We start from the raw sequence: 15,869 nt of genomic DNA on the forward strand, positions 1-15,869 counted from the left end.
ATCCTATTTGATTAAATAAGCCAAATACAGGCTTTTACTGTTACGACCATAAACTCAAAATCTTCGTCAGTCATACTGAGTGGGGGACTAAGTGTAATAACGTTATTAAAACCAGCAACTGTATCCCCATTTTTCCCGATAATTAACCCTCTTTCTTTACAGTTCTTAATTACCCTTTGAAGAACTTCAGGTTGAACTGGCACTTTCGTCTGTTTATCTTCTACTAGCTCAATTCCTATTAATAATCCTTTAATTCGAACATCACCTACGTTTGGATGATTATTTAATTCATCCATTTCTAACTTTAATCTTTCACCTAGTTTTTTAGACCTTTCTACTAACTGCTCCCTTTCGATAATTTCTAAATTTTTTAAAGCAACAGCACATGCCGCTGGATTCCCTCCGAATGTATTGATATGACGAAAATGATCATATTCTTCTGATCCTTTAAATGCCTCATAGATATCTCGTCGAACTGCCGTTGCAGCCAAAGGTAAATATGCGCTTGTTAAACCCTTCGCCATTGTGATAATGTCTGGTTTAATCCCATAGTTCATAAATCCAAATGGAGCCCCAGTTCTGCCGAATCCATTGATTACTTCATCTATAATTAATAATGCACCATGATCATCACAAATCTTTCGAACTTCTTTTAAATAATTGTCATGAGGAATCAATACCCCCTCCACCGGTTATAATCGGTTCCATAATAACACCAGCAATAGTCTTATCAAACTCCCAAGTCATAACACGATCAATCTCTTTTGCACTTTCTGCACAACATGTACCATCTGGAGCATGAGAACTACGGTAACAGTCTGGTGGCGCAACATGTAAAAAACCTTGTGCAAGTGGTTCATAGCGGAATTTTCGAGCAGCTTGACCAGTAGCTGCTAGCGCGCCCATTGTATTACCGTGATAAGCGCGGTAACGTGAAATAAATTTATAACGTTCTGTCTGGTTGTTTTGATGATGATACTGCCTGACTATCTTAAAGGCAGCTTCATTTGCTTCCGAACCACTATTGGAGAAGAAAAAAACATAGTCATCATCAAGCCATTCATTTAATTTTTCAGCCAGCTTAATAGCTGGTAAATGACTTTGTGTCAGTGGATAATAAGGAAGATCGACCATTTGTTCATACGCTGCTTTTGCCAATTCTTCTCTTCCATAACCAACATTTACACACCACAATCCACTCATTGCATCCATGTAACGTTTACCGTCAACATCTGTTATCCAAGATCCCTTTGCTTCTTTAATGATCATGGTAGACTCTGGTGCATACTTTTTCATGGAGTGCCAAACATTTTTGGTATCTTTCTGCAAGAGATCTTCTTCTTGACTTATGACCATTTTCTTCACTCCATTCTATTAGAATCTAGAAGTAATCATTTTTTTTCGTGTGTAAAATGAAACGCCGTCTTTACCGTTAACATGTAAGTCCCCAAAGAATGAATTCTTCCAACCTGAAAACGGAAAGAAGGCCATTGGTGCAGGAACACCAATATTCACACCCAACATACCTGGCTCTGCATCCTCTCTAAATTGTCTTACAGCCTTAGCGCTATCCGTATAAATAGTAGCGGAATTTCCAAATCGCGAGTTATTTACGATTTCTAAAGCTTCATCCAAATCAGCCGCTCTCATTACACTTACAATGGGTGCGAAAATTTCATCTTTTGCTATGGCCATCTCTGGCTTTACGTAATCAAAGATAGTTGGACCTAAGAAATTCCCTTCAGAGAATAATTCCATTTCTTTTCTTCCATCACGTAGTAAAACAGCATCTTCATCAATTCCTTTATCAATGTAGCTAAGCGCATTTTTTACGCTCTCTTTACTTATAATCGGTGTTAACGTAACTTCTTCATCCATGCCATTACCCATTTTCACTTGGTCAACTTCAGCTTTAAATGCTTCCATAAATGCATCAGCATTTTCACCAACAGCAACTACGGCACTACATGCCATACAACGTTGTCCTGCGCTTCCATATGCAGAGCTTATTATATGTTGAATTGCAATTTTCCTATCTGCATCAGGCATAACGATATGATGATTTTTAGCACCAGCTAGAGCCTGAACACGTTTGCCGTTAGCTGCTGCCTTTTTATAGACGTATTTCGCTACTGGCTCAGATCCTACAAATGATATAGCTTTTATTTGCTCATGCTCAATTAACCCATTTACAACATCATGTGCACCATGAACAATATTAAATACCCCATCAGGCAAGCCAGCTTCTTGTAACAACTCTGCTAATTTATTTGCGAGTAGCGGCGTTCTTTCCGATGGTTTCAAAATAAATGTGTTCCCACACGCAATTGCTAATGGAAACATCCAGCACGGTACCATCATGGGAAAATTAAAGGGCGAGATACCACCCACTACACCTATCGGATAACGAAAAAATTGAGAATCTATATCCGTTGCAATTGTAGATAAATTCTCTCCCATCATTAATGAAGGAGCTCCAGTTGCAAATTCAACACATTCAATGCCACGCAACACTTCTCCGTATGCCTCTTTATAACTCTTTCCATTTTCTTTTGAGACTAGTTCAGCCAATTGTTGATGATTTTTTGTTAGCAGTTCATGATATTTAAATAGAATCCGCGCTCTTTTAGGTACAGAAACCTTTCTCCATTTATTGAAAGCTTTATGAGCTATCTCTACCGCGTTATTAATATCTGTTTCTGTTGAAATAGGAACCTTTGCGATGCCATTTCCATTAGAGGGGTCAATTACCTCCTGGTAATCACTCGTAGTCGAATCTATCCAACTACCGCCTACAAAGTTTTTTATTGTTGCTAGGTTTTGTTGAAGCAATGACATATGTGCATCCTCCTTAGATATTATCTGATTACATCTATTATAGATTTTTTCAAATACCTATATCATTAGACAAAGCGTTAAAGGTTTTAAGAATCTATTTCACAATTATAATGTGCTGTTGAACGCAAAAAAAAGACCGTGTCTTTAAACACAATCTCAGTTAATGTTTTTAATTTTCAATAGCATTAATCGATGTAGTTTCAACAATTTTTTTAGGTGGATTCATATAGCGATGTGCATGAAGAGAAAATTCGATTGTTGATCGCTTAGAAGCATCCATGAAATCCTCACCTAATAACTCTTTCAATTTATCTAGGCGATGGTATAACGTTTGTCTCACTACAAATAAGCGTTTTGCTGCATCATTTTTTGACCCATTAGATTCCAAAAATACTCGTAAAGTATAGAGTAACTCACTATTATGCATCTGATCATATTCTATAACAGTCCCGATATATTCATTAATATAATCATGTAAGTTAATTGTTTTACTTAAACTTGAAACTAGCCGATAAATATGTAAATCCTCATAAAAAATCTCATCACTGAGTTTTGCTTGATTTTGAATTAGGAGCGCTTCTTTTGCTGTGTCATAACTTTCTTGAATTTTTTCAAGGTCTACGATCATCTTACCAACGCCAAATAGCGCATGGTTAGATGCCTCTATCTCATATAAATTCATTTGATTAACATGATTCAAAGCTTTTTTCAATCTCTCCTTCCAATCCGTTAAGGAACGTTGATTAATAAAAATAAGTGTAAACTGCTTATGGTCATATAGTGATATCAGGAAATAGCCGTGACTTTGTAATACATTTCTAAGGATGGCTAAAAAATAGGAGTGTTTGGAGTCATCAAGTACTTGATTTAATCGACAAATACATACTGTAGCACCGTTAGGTTTTAAAGTAGAATCTAGAGAAGATATATATTGTTGTATTTCTTCGGCGTGATATTCGCCATTCAGCCATTCATAAACCCATTGCTGTTCCTTTTGTTTTCTTTGTTCTTCCATGTAAAATATCCGAACCAAATCTTGAGAAATAGCATTTGCACATCGATCTAAAACAAGTAATTCATACTCAGTAGCATTCTTATATTTCGGAAAAATAACTAAGTCAGCAAACTTATGATCGAGCGCTTGCACAGGTTGACCAACATAGGAGCCATTAGCTGCAATAAATTGTTTATTTCGATTGACGAGTCTTTTTTCCTTGAAATTTTTCACTGTTTCTATTAATTTTATTTGTTCCATTTCATGTTGCAAAGGAACAAAAATAGTTTCTTCTGTGTTTTTCGCTAGATAAATCACCTGTACATTTAAGTATTGATTTATCAGTTTCAACACACGTTTGAAAGCATTAGGTAACAACATGGTATAGTTAAGTTTTCTCGAAAACTCTTCTAAATCAGATAAAATCTTATATTGATTATTCATTAGCTCTGTATTAATATCTTGCGTTATATCAATAAACCGTACTTCTTGATAAAAAACGATAATTGGCATATTATGCTTATTAGCAAGTTCAATCATTTTCTCTGGTATTTCGTTTGCATACTTTACAAGTTCAATACAAAGACCTGAAACATTAGCTCTAATTAATCGTTCCAAGTAATCAACACTTGTTTTTTTAAAATCCTTCCATCCTATACCTGTAGAAAGAATGAGTTCAGAACCATTTAATAATTCTTCAAAATTTGTTACCTCCATAATATGAACCCAACGAATAACATTATCAAGTCCATCTTCACCAGCTATTACCTTCGCATTCTTAAAACACTTATGCTGCAAGACATCTCTAACAGTTAATTGAAATGAGCCCAATAATAATCCCCCCACACCGAATCGTTGATTTTGATTAACTGCAGAACGTATATCCCTGCCTAAATCGCAGTTATTAGCTTTGTACTACTGTAACATTTATTCCAGATGACTACGATTGATTTGTAAGGTAATCTGCCTATATAAAAAAAGTTTCAGAGAATAACTACTATTCTCCGAAACTTTTTTACAAGTCATATTTTAGGCATCTGCTGATACCCAAAAATCAAGTTAGAAACATATTTTCGAGTATCAGCCATAAATACATGTAGTTTTTCAGGCGTTTCTTTCTCTTTTTCAAAAACAACCATTGCTCCATCTAAATTATCTTTTAAACCCAGTATGACATATCCTTTTTTTAACAAATCGTCAATTGTCTCTCTTTCTTTAGCAAATTCTTCATACTCTGACAAAAAGGAACACCCCCTTCATTAGCAATACATTTACACGGTTAATTTATCACTATTATTCGTCAACATATCACCGTAGCGTGCCCGTTTTAAATAGTTTCCTGCCCCTAGCTTTCCGACAAACTGTTTGTCTCGAATAACGAATTCACCACGCGAGAATACGGTAACAGGTTCTCCTGTTATTTCCATCCCTTCAAATGCATTATAATCTACAGCCATATGATGCGTATCAACAGAGATAGTTCTTTCTACATTTGGATCAAAAATAACAATATCAGCATCACTGCCAACAGCGATTGTTCCTTTTTTAGGATATAAACCAAATAGTTTTGCACTTCGAGTCGAGGTAATATCAACAAATTGATTTAATGTAATCCGGCCTTTTTTCACTCCTTCTGAAAACAAAATACTAAATCGATCCTCAATCATCGGACCTCCATTTGGTATTTTCGTGAAATCATCGATACCTAAATCCTTTTGCCCTTTAAAGTCAAATGAGCATTGATCTGAACCTATCGTTTGTAAATATCCATTCTTTAAAGCCATCCATAATTTCTCTTGATTCCACTTTTCCCTAAGCGGCGGTGACCACACATATTTAGCACCTTCAAAATTAGGTTTCTCCATATAAGATTGATCAAGAACTAAATATTGTGGACAAGTTTCTCCCCAGACATCATAACCTTTTTCACGGGCTGCTTTAATTTTCTGTGCGCTCTCATCGCAAGATACGTGAACCACATATAACTGTGAATTAGCTAAACCCGTTAACTCAGTTGCTCTACTGGTTGCTTCACCTTCCGCTTCAGGCGGACGTGTTAAAGCGTGATAGATGGGATCTGTGTTACCAGCTTCTAATGCTTCATTGACCAAATAATCAATCACATCACCATTTTCAGCGTGAACCATAACAAGTGCTCCAAGTTCTTTTGCCGTTTTCAATGTTTGGAATAATGTACCGTCATCTGCTTGAAACACATTTTTATAGGCCATAAATACTTTAAATGAAGTAATCCCCTCATCTTCTAGAATAGATGGTAACTCATTTAGTACATTCTCATTAATCTCGCTAATCATTAAATGAAACCCATAATCAATAACAGCCTTGTCTTTTGATTTAGCATGCCATTCTTTAATAGGATTTTTTAACGTTTCCCCTTTTCTCGTAATACAGAAGTCAATCAGTGACGTAGTTCCACCGAAAGCTGCTGCAATCGTACCCGTTTCAAAATCATCTTTACTCACTGTTCCACCAAATGGCATTTCTAAATGCGTATGCGGATCAATTCCACCAGGAAAAACATAACAACCTGAAGCGTCAACTATTTCAGCACCTTCTATAGCCAACCCTTGACCAATTAAAGCAATTTGTTCATCCTCAATTAATAAATCAGCTTGATACGTATCTGATGCCGTAACAATTGTTCCATTTTTGATTATTTTTTGAGTCATTATTATCCTCCTTATTTTTAAGCAACATTGCGATTGATTTTACGAACGTGATAGATAATGATAACGCGACATACCGCTTTGGAAATATACTTCGCTTTCCGTGGGCACGACTTCAGCTAACTTCGTAAAGTAAAGATCACTTTACAAAGTGGATCTTCAGCCCGTGCTGTTCCCACAGGAGTCTACGTACATTTCCGACGCTAGTATTAAGCGGCATTCTTTTGTATAATCATTTTTTCGTAATAGTTGGTAGCTATTGTAAGCCTGCGATTTGTTGTTCCCACGGAAAGCGGACTTTTTTAGAGACTGTTAAGTAATATAAGAGATGTTATTCAAACACTTAAAGCTGTCGTTTCGCACTTGTTTTTTGGCGAGAAAGTTGAATACATTATTTAATTAAGTTAGCGTTACTACCTATTGTTCCAGTGACAGCCTCTCTTTGATTCCATGTCATTGGTGGGAATTCGGTATCAACTTCAACCATACTAATCACTCCATCAACCGGACAAACAATTTGACAAAGATTACAGCCTACACAATCTTCTTCACGCACTTGAAGTATGTCTCTTCCACCCCCATCCTTTAACATATCTATACATTGATGTGACGTATCTTCACAAGCAATATAACACTTATTGCAATTAATACATGTGTCATTATCAATCTGTGCTACCACTTTATAGTTAAGATCTAAATCTCCCCAATTAGAGTATTTCGGTACCGTTTGACCGACAATATCCATCACAGAGTCTATACCTTTATTATCTAAATAATTGTCTAATCCATCAATCATGTCTTCTACAATTCTAAAACCATGATGCATTGCTGCCGTACAAATTTGGACACTTGTAGAGCCCATCAGCATAAATTCCACCGTATCCTGCCAATTAGAAATACCACCTATTCCAGAAATCGGAATGCCTATTTTTTCATTCCTGGCACACTCGCCCACCATATTCAAGGCGATTGGTTTAACTGCTGGACCACAATATCCACCATGTGCTCCTTTGTTACCGACATGAGGAATCGTATTCCACGTATCAATATCAACACCAGCTAAACTATTGATCGTATTAATCATACTGATAGAATCTGCCCCACCACGAACAGCCGCTTCTGCAGTTACTGTAATATCTGTTATATTTGGAGTTAGCTTAACAATTACTGGTTTTGTTGTAGCTTCTTTTGCCCAATATGTTTGTTTTTCTACTAATTCTGGTACTTGACCAGATGCGGCTCCCATTCCACGTTCCGCCATACCATGCGGACAGCCAAAATTCAATTCATAGCCATCAACACCAACATCCTCTAAACGTTTCATTATTTCATGCCATTTTTCTCTTTGTGGTTCAACCATCACAGAAGCTATAATTGCATGATCCGGATATTTTTTCTTTGTTTCATAAATTTCTTTTAAATTTATTTCCAACGGACGATCAGTGATTAATTCAATATTATTAAATCCTGCAACGCGTTGACCATTAAAACCAATAGCCGCAAAACGAGATGACGTATTAATTACTGGATCACCTAACGTCTTCCAAACAGCACCACCCCATCCAGCTTCAAATGCTCGTTGAACTTGGTAACCAGTATTTGTTGGCGGACCAGATGCCAACCAAAATGGGTTCGGTGATTTAATACCAGCCATATTGATACTTAAGTCTGCCATATATTGGCCTCCTATTTTTGTAGTATTTGCTTTTACGAAGCTGTTCCTTCAGCAAAACCAAACAGCTCTCGATGCAGTGCATAGGCCACTTGCTTACCTTGCTCTGCTGCCGAAACTACCATCGCTTCTCCTTGACCTTTACCAAAAATAACATCTCCACAAGCAAAAACTTTTGTGTTTGAAGTTTGATACGTTTCTTCATTTATTGTTACGACACCATCATCATGCTGTAAGCCAAATCCTTCTATTAAATTTGTGTACCTTGACTGTCCAATTGCTTTAATCACATAATCTACTTCTAATGTAAATATTGAATCTTCTACCGCTACTGGTCTACGTCTTCCATCCTTATCAGGATTTCCTAGTTCCATCTTTATGCACTCTATGGCTTTTACTTTTCCATTTTCATCACTAATGACTTTGGTTGGTTGCGTTAACCAATTAAATTCAATTCCATCCTGTTTTGCAAACTCGTATTCAAAGTCATAGGCCGTCATCTCATCAGCTGTTCTACGATACAATATCTTCACATTTTCTGCACCGAGACGCACAGAACAAGTAGCCCCGTCAATTGCTGTATTACCAGCCCCAATTACTACCACCTTTTTACCAATCATTTCATCCGTAATGGGCGGTGTTTTCGTACTTTTAACAAACTCAATTGCATCCAGAACACCGTCAAGATCTTCCCCCTCCATACCTAAATCAGGTACGCTTGACATTCCGATAGCAAGTACTACTTTGTCGTAACGATCTAATAGTTCACTTGTTGGAATATCTTTTCCTATCGTCGTGTTCGTCCTTATCTCTACACCCAGACTTTCTATTTGTTCCACTTCCCATAAAGCCACGTCCTGTGGTAAACGGAAAGATACAATACCATAACTATTTAAACCTCCCGCACGTTCCTCTGCTTCAAAAATAGTAACCTTATATCCTAGCAATGCTAATTCTCTAGCAGCTGATAATCCACCTGGACCACCACCTACAATTGCCACTGTTTTTCCATTAGACTTACCTGCTTTAAATAAGACTTGTTCATTTTTAATTGCCCAATCTGTCGCATAACGTTGGAGATCACCAATCATGATTGGTGTTGTTTCTTCATTTAAAACGCACGCACCTTCACAAAGCTCTTCTGTAGGACAAACTCTTGCACAACTAGCACCTACTGGGTTTGAAGTCATAATCTTAATAGCTGAACCCTTCATATTACCACTAGCAATCTTTTTAATGAAAGAAGGGATATCAATACTTGTTGGACACGCTTTTATACAAGGTGCATCATAACAATATAAACAGCGATTAGATTCATCCATTGCCTTCTGACTTGTTAAACCGGCATTTGCTTCTTTAAAGTTACCTATTAAATCTTCAGGTGTCGTATGCATCAAATTCGATCTACCCCTTTCTAATATTATGTTAATCACTCGTAATAAAGTAAAACTTCAATTAGTAGGAATCTTTATTTTTCTTATGGAAGCAACGCAGTCATTTCATCGTATGTTTCTGGTCTACGGTCACGATAGAATTGCCATGTATCTCTCACTTCACGTATCAACTTTTTATCCACATCGCCGATTATTACTTCATCTTGATCACGGCTACCTGTAGCAACGAAACTACCTCTTGGATCAACTAAATAACTTTGACCATAAAATTCACCCATATTCCAAGGTCCTTCAAAACCAACCCTATTAATCGCAGCTAAGTAATAGCCATTAGCAACGGCGTGTGCTGGTTGCTCAAGCTTCCATAAATACTCTGATAAACCTGCAGTTGTCGCAGACGGATTAAATACAATCTCAGCGCCATTTAGTCCTAGCAATCTAGCACCTTCTGGGAAGTGACGATCATAACAAATATACACACCGACTTTTCCAAAAGCAGTATCAAAAACAGGATAGCCTAAGTTACCTGGTTTAAAATAAAACTTCTCCCAGAAGCCACACCCTTCTTTTTCTACTCCTACATGAGGGATATGCTGTTTACGATATTTACCTAAGTAACTACCATCTGCATCAATCACAGCAGCAGTATTATAATAAGTAGCAATTCCTTCTCTTTCGTAAATAGGTAATACAATAACAATACCAAGTTCTTTAGCTATATCTTGAAATAACTTTGTTGTTGGTCCATTTGGAATTTCTTCAGCAGCGTCATACCATTTTGTATTTTGTTCAGTACAAAAGTATGGACCATAAAAGATTTCTTGAAGGCATACGATTTGAGCACCTTTTTCCTTTGCCTCTCGCACAAGTTTAATATGTTTTTCGATTGCAGCTTCTTTATGAACCGCAACAGGTTCATTTCCATCCACATCATTTTTCGCTTGAATTAAACCAATCGTAATTTTATCAGTCATTTAAACCCCTCCTTATACAATTAGAAAGCTACTTAAATCTGAATTTTTAGATAATTAATACTAGGATTACTTCCTGAATGGTACTTTTAGGAAGAGCCCTCCTTTTACTATATTAACTATAATTACAATTATACAATTAAAAGCGAAGTATTCATTTATACAACATGTAAAACAAAACGCTAGTCAATTACGCACTATGTAAAAAGACTTTGTTAGGTTCTCTTACATCAAACACGCCTTATCTAATTATTTAATTTAAAAGAAATATATATAGAAGAAATGAAATCTAAATACATTCAATTAAAGACATTTGATAAAGTGAAACAATTTTAGACTACTCTTTTAACACTTTGTCTAATGTTATAGAAGGAAGAAACCTTTAACATGTAAAGAAACATAACATGCGTTTTAATTTGACACCTTTTTTGCTAAATAATCTTACAATTAAGTATTATTAAGGGCATGATATTTTCAGGAAGGGGAGATTTCAATGGTAATAGCTGCAAACACTCCAGAAATTCAGTTAGATCACGTTAGCATGCTTTACAAAACGGATACCTCGGAAATTTTGGCATTGCAAGATGTTACTGTGGATATAAAACAAGGAGAATTTGTATCTTTGCTCGGTCCTTCAGGTTGTGGAAAAACGACTTTACTCCGAATTATGGCAGATCTAATTCAACCAACCAAAGGAGAAATAAAAATAGCAGGAGAATCAGCACGTGCAGCAAGATTAGCACAAAAGTATGGGATCGTATTCCAAAGTCCGGTCCTTTACGATTGGAGAAAGGTTAAACAAAATATTAATCTACCATTAGAAATGATGGGGATAAAAAGAGCAGAGCGCGAAGCTAGAGTCCATGCATTACTCGAATTAGTTGGATTAGAAGATTTCAAAGACAAGTATCCTTGGCAATTAAGTGGTGGCATGCAGCAGCGTGTAGCCATTGCTCGAGCTTTAGCAATTGAACCTGAAATATTACTTATGGATGAACCATTTTCAGCGCTAGATGAATTTACACGTGAACATCTAAATGAAGAACTTTTATCAATCTGGAGCAAAGTTAAAAGTACAGTCGTTTTTGTTACCCATAGCATACCTGAATCCATTTTCTTATCAGATAGAGTATTTGTATTGTCCCCACATCCAGGTAGGTTATCTTCCATTGTAGATATTCCTTTGCCTAGACCGCGCACACAAGAAATGAGGAATAGTCCAGAATTTTTCCAACTCATATCAGATATTCGTAATAGCTTTGAAGGAGTGTAATCCAATGAACATGCACACTATCTTAAAAAGCCGGTGGTTCCCTACTTTTATATGGCTAATTGGATTCCTTGTGATATGGGAATTCGGTTCTTGGCTTTTGTTGCATATGACAGAAACAACTATGGCTCAGTCTAAAATCCCATATCTTCATGAAATTGTCTACACGTTCACACAATACGGAAGCACGCTTTACACTGAAGGAACTGCTACTTTTTCCAACGCAGCAATAGGATTTATATTAGGGGCAATTTTAGGTATTCTTTTAGCAGTGCTTATGAGTGTTTCAAAATGGATTGAACAATTAACATTTCCTTATGCAATCGCATCGCAAATGATTCCAATTTTAGGTCTAGCACCAATCGTATACGGTATTATTCGAGATGAACAAATGGCGCGTATTCTAATTGCTGGTTATATTACTTTTTTTCCTGTAGCACTAAACATGTTGAGAGGCCTTAGAAGTGTAGATCCATCCGCTCTTGAACTCATGCACTCTCTTGCAGCTAAACCTTGGATGGTTTATTGGAAGTTACGCTTTCCAGCTTCGATACCTGGGTTATTCAGTGGATTAAAAATAGCAGCACCACTTGCAGTAACAGGTGCAATTTTAGTTGAATTAATGGGTGCACAAAACGGTCTTGGTGTCATTATGCTACGTAATCTTTATTACGGTCCGACACATAATTATATGTTTTGGTCAACTGTTATTGTCGGTGCGTTACTAGGACTCATTAGTTATTTACTAATTAGTTTAATTGAACGTATTATAGCACCATGGCAACCAGATTTCCGATCTGGAGGTGATGCTTAGATGGAGAATAAAGCAATGGCTAATACAGAAAACAGACAGCCCAAAGTAACAGTCCATTCAAAAACGAAAACTTCAAGACTGAAAAAACCTAAAAAAAACATAGAATTAAAAAAACTGTTTCTACCTTTAATAGCCGGCATTGTTATGGCATTGTTATGGGAGTTCCAAGTTTTTCATCGAATTTTAAGTTTAGAAACATACCAACTACCTATACCTTCAACAATAATGGAAGCATTAATCGAAAATTACTCCCTTCTTTTTTCCTATGCAGGTTATACCATGACAGAGGCTGTATTAGGCATGATAGTAGGATCTTCATTAGGGTTTATTATAGCTCTAGTTGCAACCGCATGGCCTAGATGGGGAAAAGGTGGCCTCATGCTGATTGCATCCTTAAACGCCGTACCTATAGTTGCTTTGGCACCTATTATGAATCTATGGTTTGGTTCAGGTATGGGGTCAATAATTGCGATTGTTACTATCATGACAATGGCCGCAATGGCGATAAATGCACATAAAGGAATGTGGATGGTTAACCCTTTAGCGCTTGATTTAATGCATTCTTATGCAGCGAATAAAAACCAGGTATTTCGATATTTACGTATAACAAATAGTTTACCTTTTGTTTTCACAGCTCTAAAAATAAATACAACCGCAAGTATGATAGGTGCTATTGTTGGAGAATTTTTCTTTTCCTCACAGGGGCTTGGTTATCTATTGTCCAACTCTATAAAAGTGGCAAAAATGCCTTTAGGATGGGCTTGTATTATTGTAGCAGCTATTGCTGGTGTTATTTTCTATTTAATTGTCGAAAGAATGGAAAAGACCTTTCTAAAATGGCACACTTCTCAACGCGCATAGTTAGCCAGGCTATTTTATTCCATTCAACCGTCCGAATTATACCTATTCGGCTGATCACATATAGTAACACCTAATTTATACGGAACAAAATTGAATGAGGGGGAAAATTATGATTAGAAAAGCGAAAATAAACCGCAGCTTTGTCGTGTTTTTTGTTTCTGTCATGTTACTGTTTGTCTTAGCAGCTTGTGGAGAAGATAATTCTGCTTCTAGTGATTCCGATGATGGGTTGGTTCCTGTGAAACTACAATTAAAATGGGTACCACAAGCACAATTCGCTGGTTACTTTATGGCGCTTGAAGAGGGCTACTTTGAGGATGAAGGTTTAGCTGTTGAAATAGTAGCAGGTGGACCAGATATTGTACCAGAACAACAAGTAGCAAATGGTGCTGCAGATATCGGCATCGGTTGGGTAGCAAGTTTACTACCTCACCAAGAAGAAGGATTACCACTTGTTCAAATTTCTCAAGTATACCAAAAAAGTGGTTTATTATTAGTTTCAAAAACTGAAGCTGGCATTTCATCACCCGAGGACTTGGCCGGTAAGAATGTAGGTAACTGGATGGGAGGAAATGAATTTGAAGTACTAGCTTTATTTGATAAATATGGTTTAGATCCTAATGCAGATTTATCATTTGTCAAACAAGGTTTTACGATGGACCAGTTCTTATCTGGAGAAATTGATGCTGCGTCAGTAATGACATATAACGAATATCAAGTAGTACTTGCAGAAGGCATACCTGAGAGTGATTTAAACGTGATCGATATGAACGATGAAGGAGTTGCAATGTTAGAAGATAACTTATTTGCTAACACTGAGTGGTTAGAAGAAAATAAAGAAACTGCAGCTAAATTTGTTAGAGCATCCTTAAAAGGTTGGGAAGCTGCCATTGAAGACCCTGAAGCAGCTGTAGATAGCGTGATGGCAGAGGCTGAAGAAGGAAGCACATCAAGAGACCACCAATTAAAAATGATGGAGGAAGTTGCAAAATTAATTCTACCTGAAGGTTTTGATCCAGCAAACATAGGTCAAATTGATGATGCCATGTTTAAGCAAACAGCAGACATCGCACTTGAATATGGTGTTATTGAAGAACCCGCAGACTTAGATACAGCTTATACCCATGAGATTATGGAAATGGTTAATGAATAATCAATACGTTCTATTAGTAAAAGCCTTAATCCGATTGATAGTGGATTAAGGCTTTTTTCTTTTCATTTAAAACTTAACAAAGCTTTAACACTAACTTAACCAAAGTTACTCCATTTTGCGTTACAGTAAATGTAGAAACAACATTCTAATAAAGGAGGAGAATCAATGATTAGTTTAAAAGAAGAGTATTTAACTGATAACAACACTAGTACAAAGGATTTAAAAAGTATGGAAATACTAAAATACACTGGTGCTTTTCAACCGTTTTTAACAATTGATGTGTTAAACAGGTTAGGTGCACCTAAAAATCTAATAACTATCGCTCTATCACTATTAGAGGAAAACATGACATTTGGATTTATTTCAAAAAAAAGTAATGAGATAGCCAATTTATTAGAGTCCAAGTCAAAGGCTAAATACGTAGAGTTATATAACGCAGACACTATTTTTGTTTCTGATGGATTAAATGCGATTGAGATAAACGAAATTATTACCTCTGCATTTCCTGAAGAACGCTCTATGTTAACTAAACAGACTACTTTTGTGATAGCTGTTAAGCGTTTAGGTAAGGATCTTTGTAGTAGTGGGTTACGATTATTCATTGATCACCAAGATAAACAGGACTTTACTATCTGTGATGTCGAAGGATTGCCGTTCGGATGGATTGCAGAACGTCAATTAATTAATAATCAATTTCCAAATGAGATGTCTTTAATTTTAATCGATCAATTTAACAAATATATCTATATTCCAAGTCATGCATTAATTGAAGTTGAATGTTTTTAAATATAAGTATTTCAATAAGATTTAAAATAAATAAGCCTCACCCTTTTTCACTCCTCTATCTTATACCCCATAATTAAATTAAAGGACATTTTTTGCAAAGATTGTTGATTTTCAATACACACATACTTGAAAGAAACAGCGACTTAGTGAGACTTCCTTATCCGCTACGTCAGTAAATGGACTCCCTTTCCGTGGGCACAGTCTCAGCTAACTCGGATAAGCAAAAGTCGCTTTCCGAGTGGATCTTCAACTTGTGGGATTGCGATTACTCATCCCATCGAAAACATTTGCTGTTCCCACAGGAGTGTCATCCATTTGCTTCCTTCGCTAGAAAGAACTTAAATTCCGAAAAAGTCTGTAATTGTTGATATTGTAACTTCATCAATAAACACATTATTACCGACCAGTGATGAAAATCCACTACGACTC

Annotated in this window: 12 protein-coding genes and 1 pseudogene; 5 read left to right on the plus strand and 8 right to left on the minus strand. The window is 36.4% G+C overall.

All coding sequences use genetic code 11. The features are described 5' to 3' along the window. Window positions 1–11: 11 nt before the first annotated feature. The 8 genes and pseudogenes from D2K62_RS06640 to D2K62_RS06675 all read right to left on the minus strand — a co-directional run bounded on the left by D2K62_RS06640 (window position 12) and on the right by D2K62_RS06675 (window position 10,559). Window positions 12–1,356: pseudogene (locus D2K62_RS06640) on the minus strand (aminotransferase). A gap of 18 nt (window positions 1,357–1,374) precedes the next feature. Beyond that, window positions 1,375–2,838 (minus strand): CoA-acylating methylmalonate-semialdehyde dehydrogenase, encoded by a 1,464-nt coding sequence (locus tag D2K62_RS06645; protein ID WP_117161124.1) that lies wholly within the window; start codon window positions 2,836–2,838, stop codon window positions 1,375–1,377. A 169-nt stretch (window positions 2,839–3,007) separates the two neighbouring features. Beyond that, entirely contained in the window at window positions 3,008–4,663 is a 1,656-nt protein-coding gene (locus D2K62_RS06650; protein WP_157967846.1) for a PucR family transcriptional regulator, read from the minus strand. Window positions 4,664–4,854: 191 nt separating this feature from the next. Next, on the minus strand, window positions 4,855–5,073 hold the full coding sequence (locus D2K62_RS06655; protein ID WP_112179895.1) for a hypothetical protein: 219 nt from the start codon (window positions 5,071–5,073) through the stop codon (window positions 4,855–4,857). A gap of 30 nt (window positions 5,074–5,103) precedes the next feature. Continuing rightward, a complete protein-coding gene (gene hydA, locus D2K62_RS06660) occupies window positions 5,104–6,522 on the minus strand; it encodes a dihydropyrimidinase (RefSeq protein ID WP_112179894.1) in 1,419 nt (472 codons plus the stop codon). A gap of 388 nt (window positions 6,523–6,910) precedes the next feature. Next, window positions 6,911–8,194 (minus strand): NAD-dependent dihydropyrimidine dehydrogenase subunit PreA, encoded by a 1,284-nt coding sequence (gene preA / locus D2K62_RS06665; protein ID WP_112179893.1) that lies wholly within the window; start codon window positions 8,192–8,194, stop codon window positions 6,911–6,913. A gap of 32 nt (window positions 8,195–8,226) precedes the next feature. Continuing rightward, on the minus strand, window positions 8,227–9,585 hold the full coding sequence (locus D2K62_RS06670; protein WP_117161126.1) for an NAD(P)-dependent oxidoreductase: 1,359 nt from the start codon (window positions 9,583–9,585) through the stop codon (window positions 8,227–8,229). Window positions 9,586–9,668: 83 nt separating this feature from the next. Then, on the minus strand, window positions 9,669–10,559 hold the full coding sequence (locus tag D2K62_RS06675; RefSeq protein WP_112179891.1) for a nitrilase-related carbon-nitrogen hydrolase: 891 nt from the start codon (window positions 10,557–10,559) through the stop codon (window positions 9,669–9,671). A gap of 490 nt (window positions 10,560–11,049) precedes the next feature. Between D2K62_RS06675 and D2K62_RS06680 the strand changes: the two genes are divergently transcribed. From D2K62_RS06680 to D2K62_RS06700, 5 genes are all read left to right on the plus strand, one after another. Next, window positions 11,050–11,829 (plus strand): ABC transporter ATP-binding protein, encoded by a 780-nt coding sequence (locus D2K62_RS06680; RefSeq protein ID WP_112179890.1) that lies wholly within the window; start codon window positions 11,050–11,052, stop codon window positions 11,827–11,829. 4 nt (window positions 11,830–11,833) lie between these two features. Then, on the plus strand, window positions 11,834–12,640 hold the full coding sequence (locus D2K62_RS06685) for an ABC transporter permease (protein ID WP_332871740.1): 807 nt from the start codon (window positions 11,834–11,836) through the stop codon (window positions 12,638–12,640). After that, window positions 12,641–13,501, plus strand: a complete 861-nt coding sequence (locus tag D2K62_RS06690; RefSeq protein ID WP_232827975.1) for an ABC transporter permease — start codon at window positions 12,641–12,643, stop codon at window positions 13,499–13,501. A 109-nt stretch (window positions 13,502–13,610) separates the two neighbouring features. After that, entirely contained in the window at window positions 13,611–14,654 is a 1,044-nt protein-coding gene (locus D2K62_RS06695) for an ABC transporter substrate-binding protein (RefSeq protein WP_112179889.1), read from the plus strand. A gap of 165 nt (window positions 14,655–14,819) precedes the next feature. Beyond that, window positions 14,820–15,440 carry a hypothetical protein gene (locus D2K62_RS06700; RefSeq protein WP_112179888.1) on the plus strand — a complete coding sequence of 207 codons (621 nt, stop codon included), beginning with the start codon at window positions 14,820–14,822 and terminating at the stop codon, window positions 15,438–15,440. Window positions 15,441–15,869: the final 429 nt, after the last annotated feature.

It is taken from the genome of Paraliobacillus sp. X-1268, assembly GCF_003426095.1.
Taxonomy (GTDB): domain Bacteria; phylum Bacillota; class Bacilli; order Bacillales; family Amphibacillaceae; genus Paraliobacillus_A; species Paraliobacillus_A zengyii.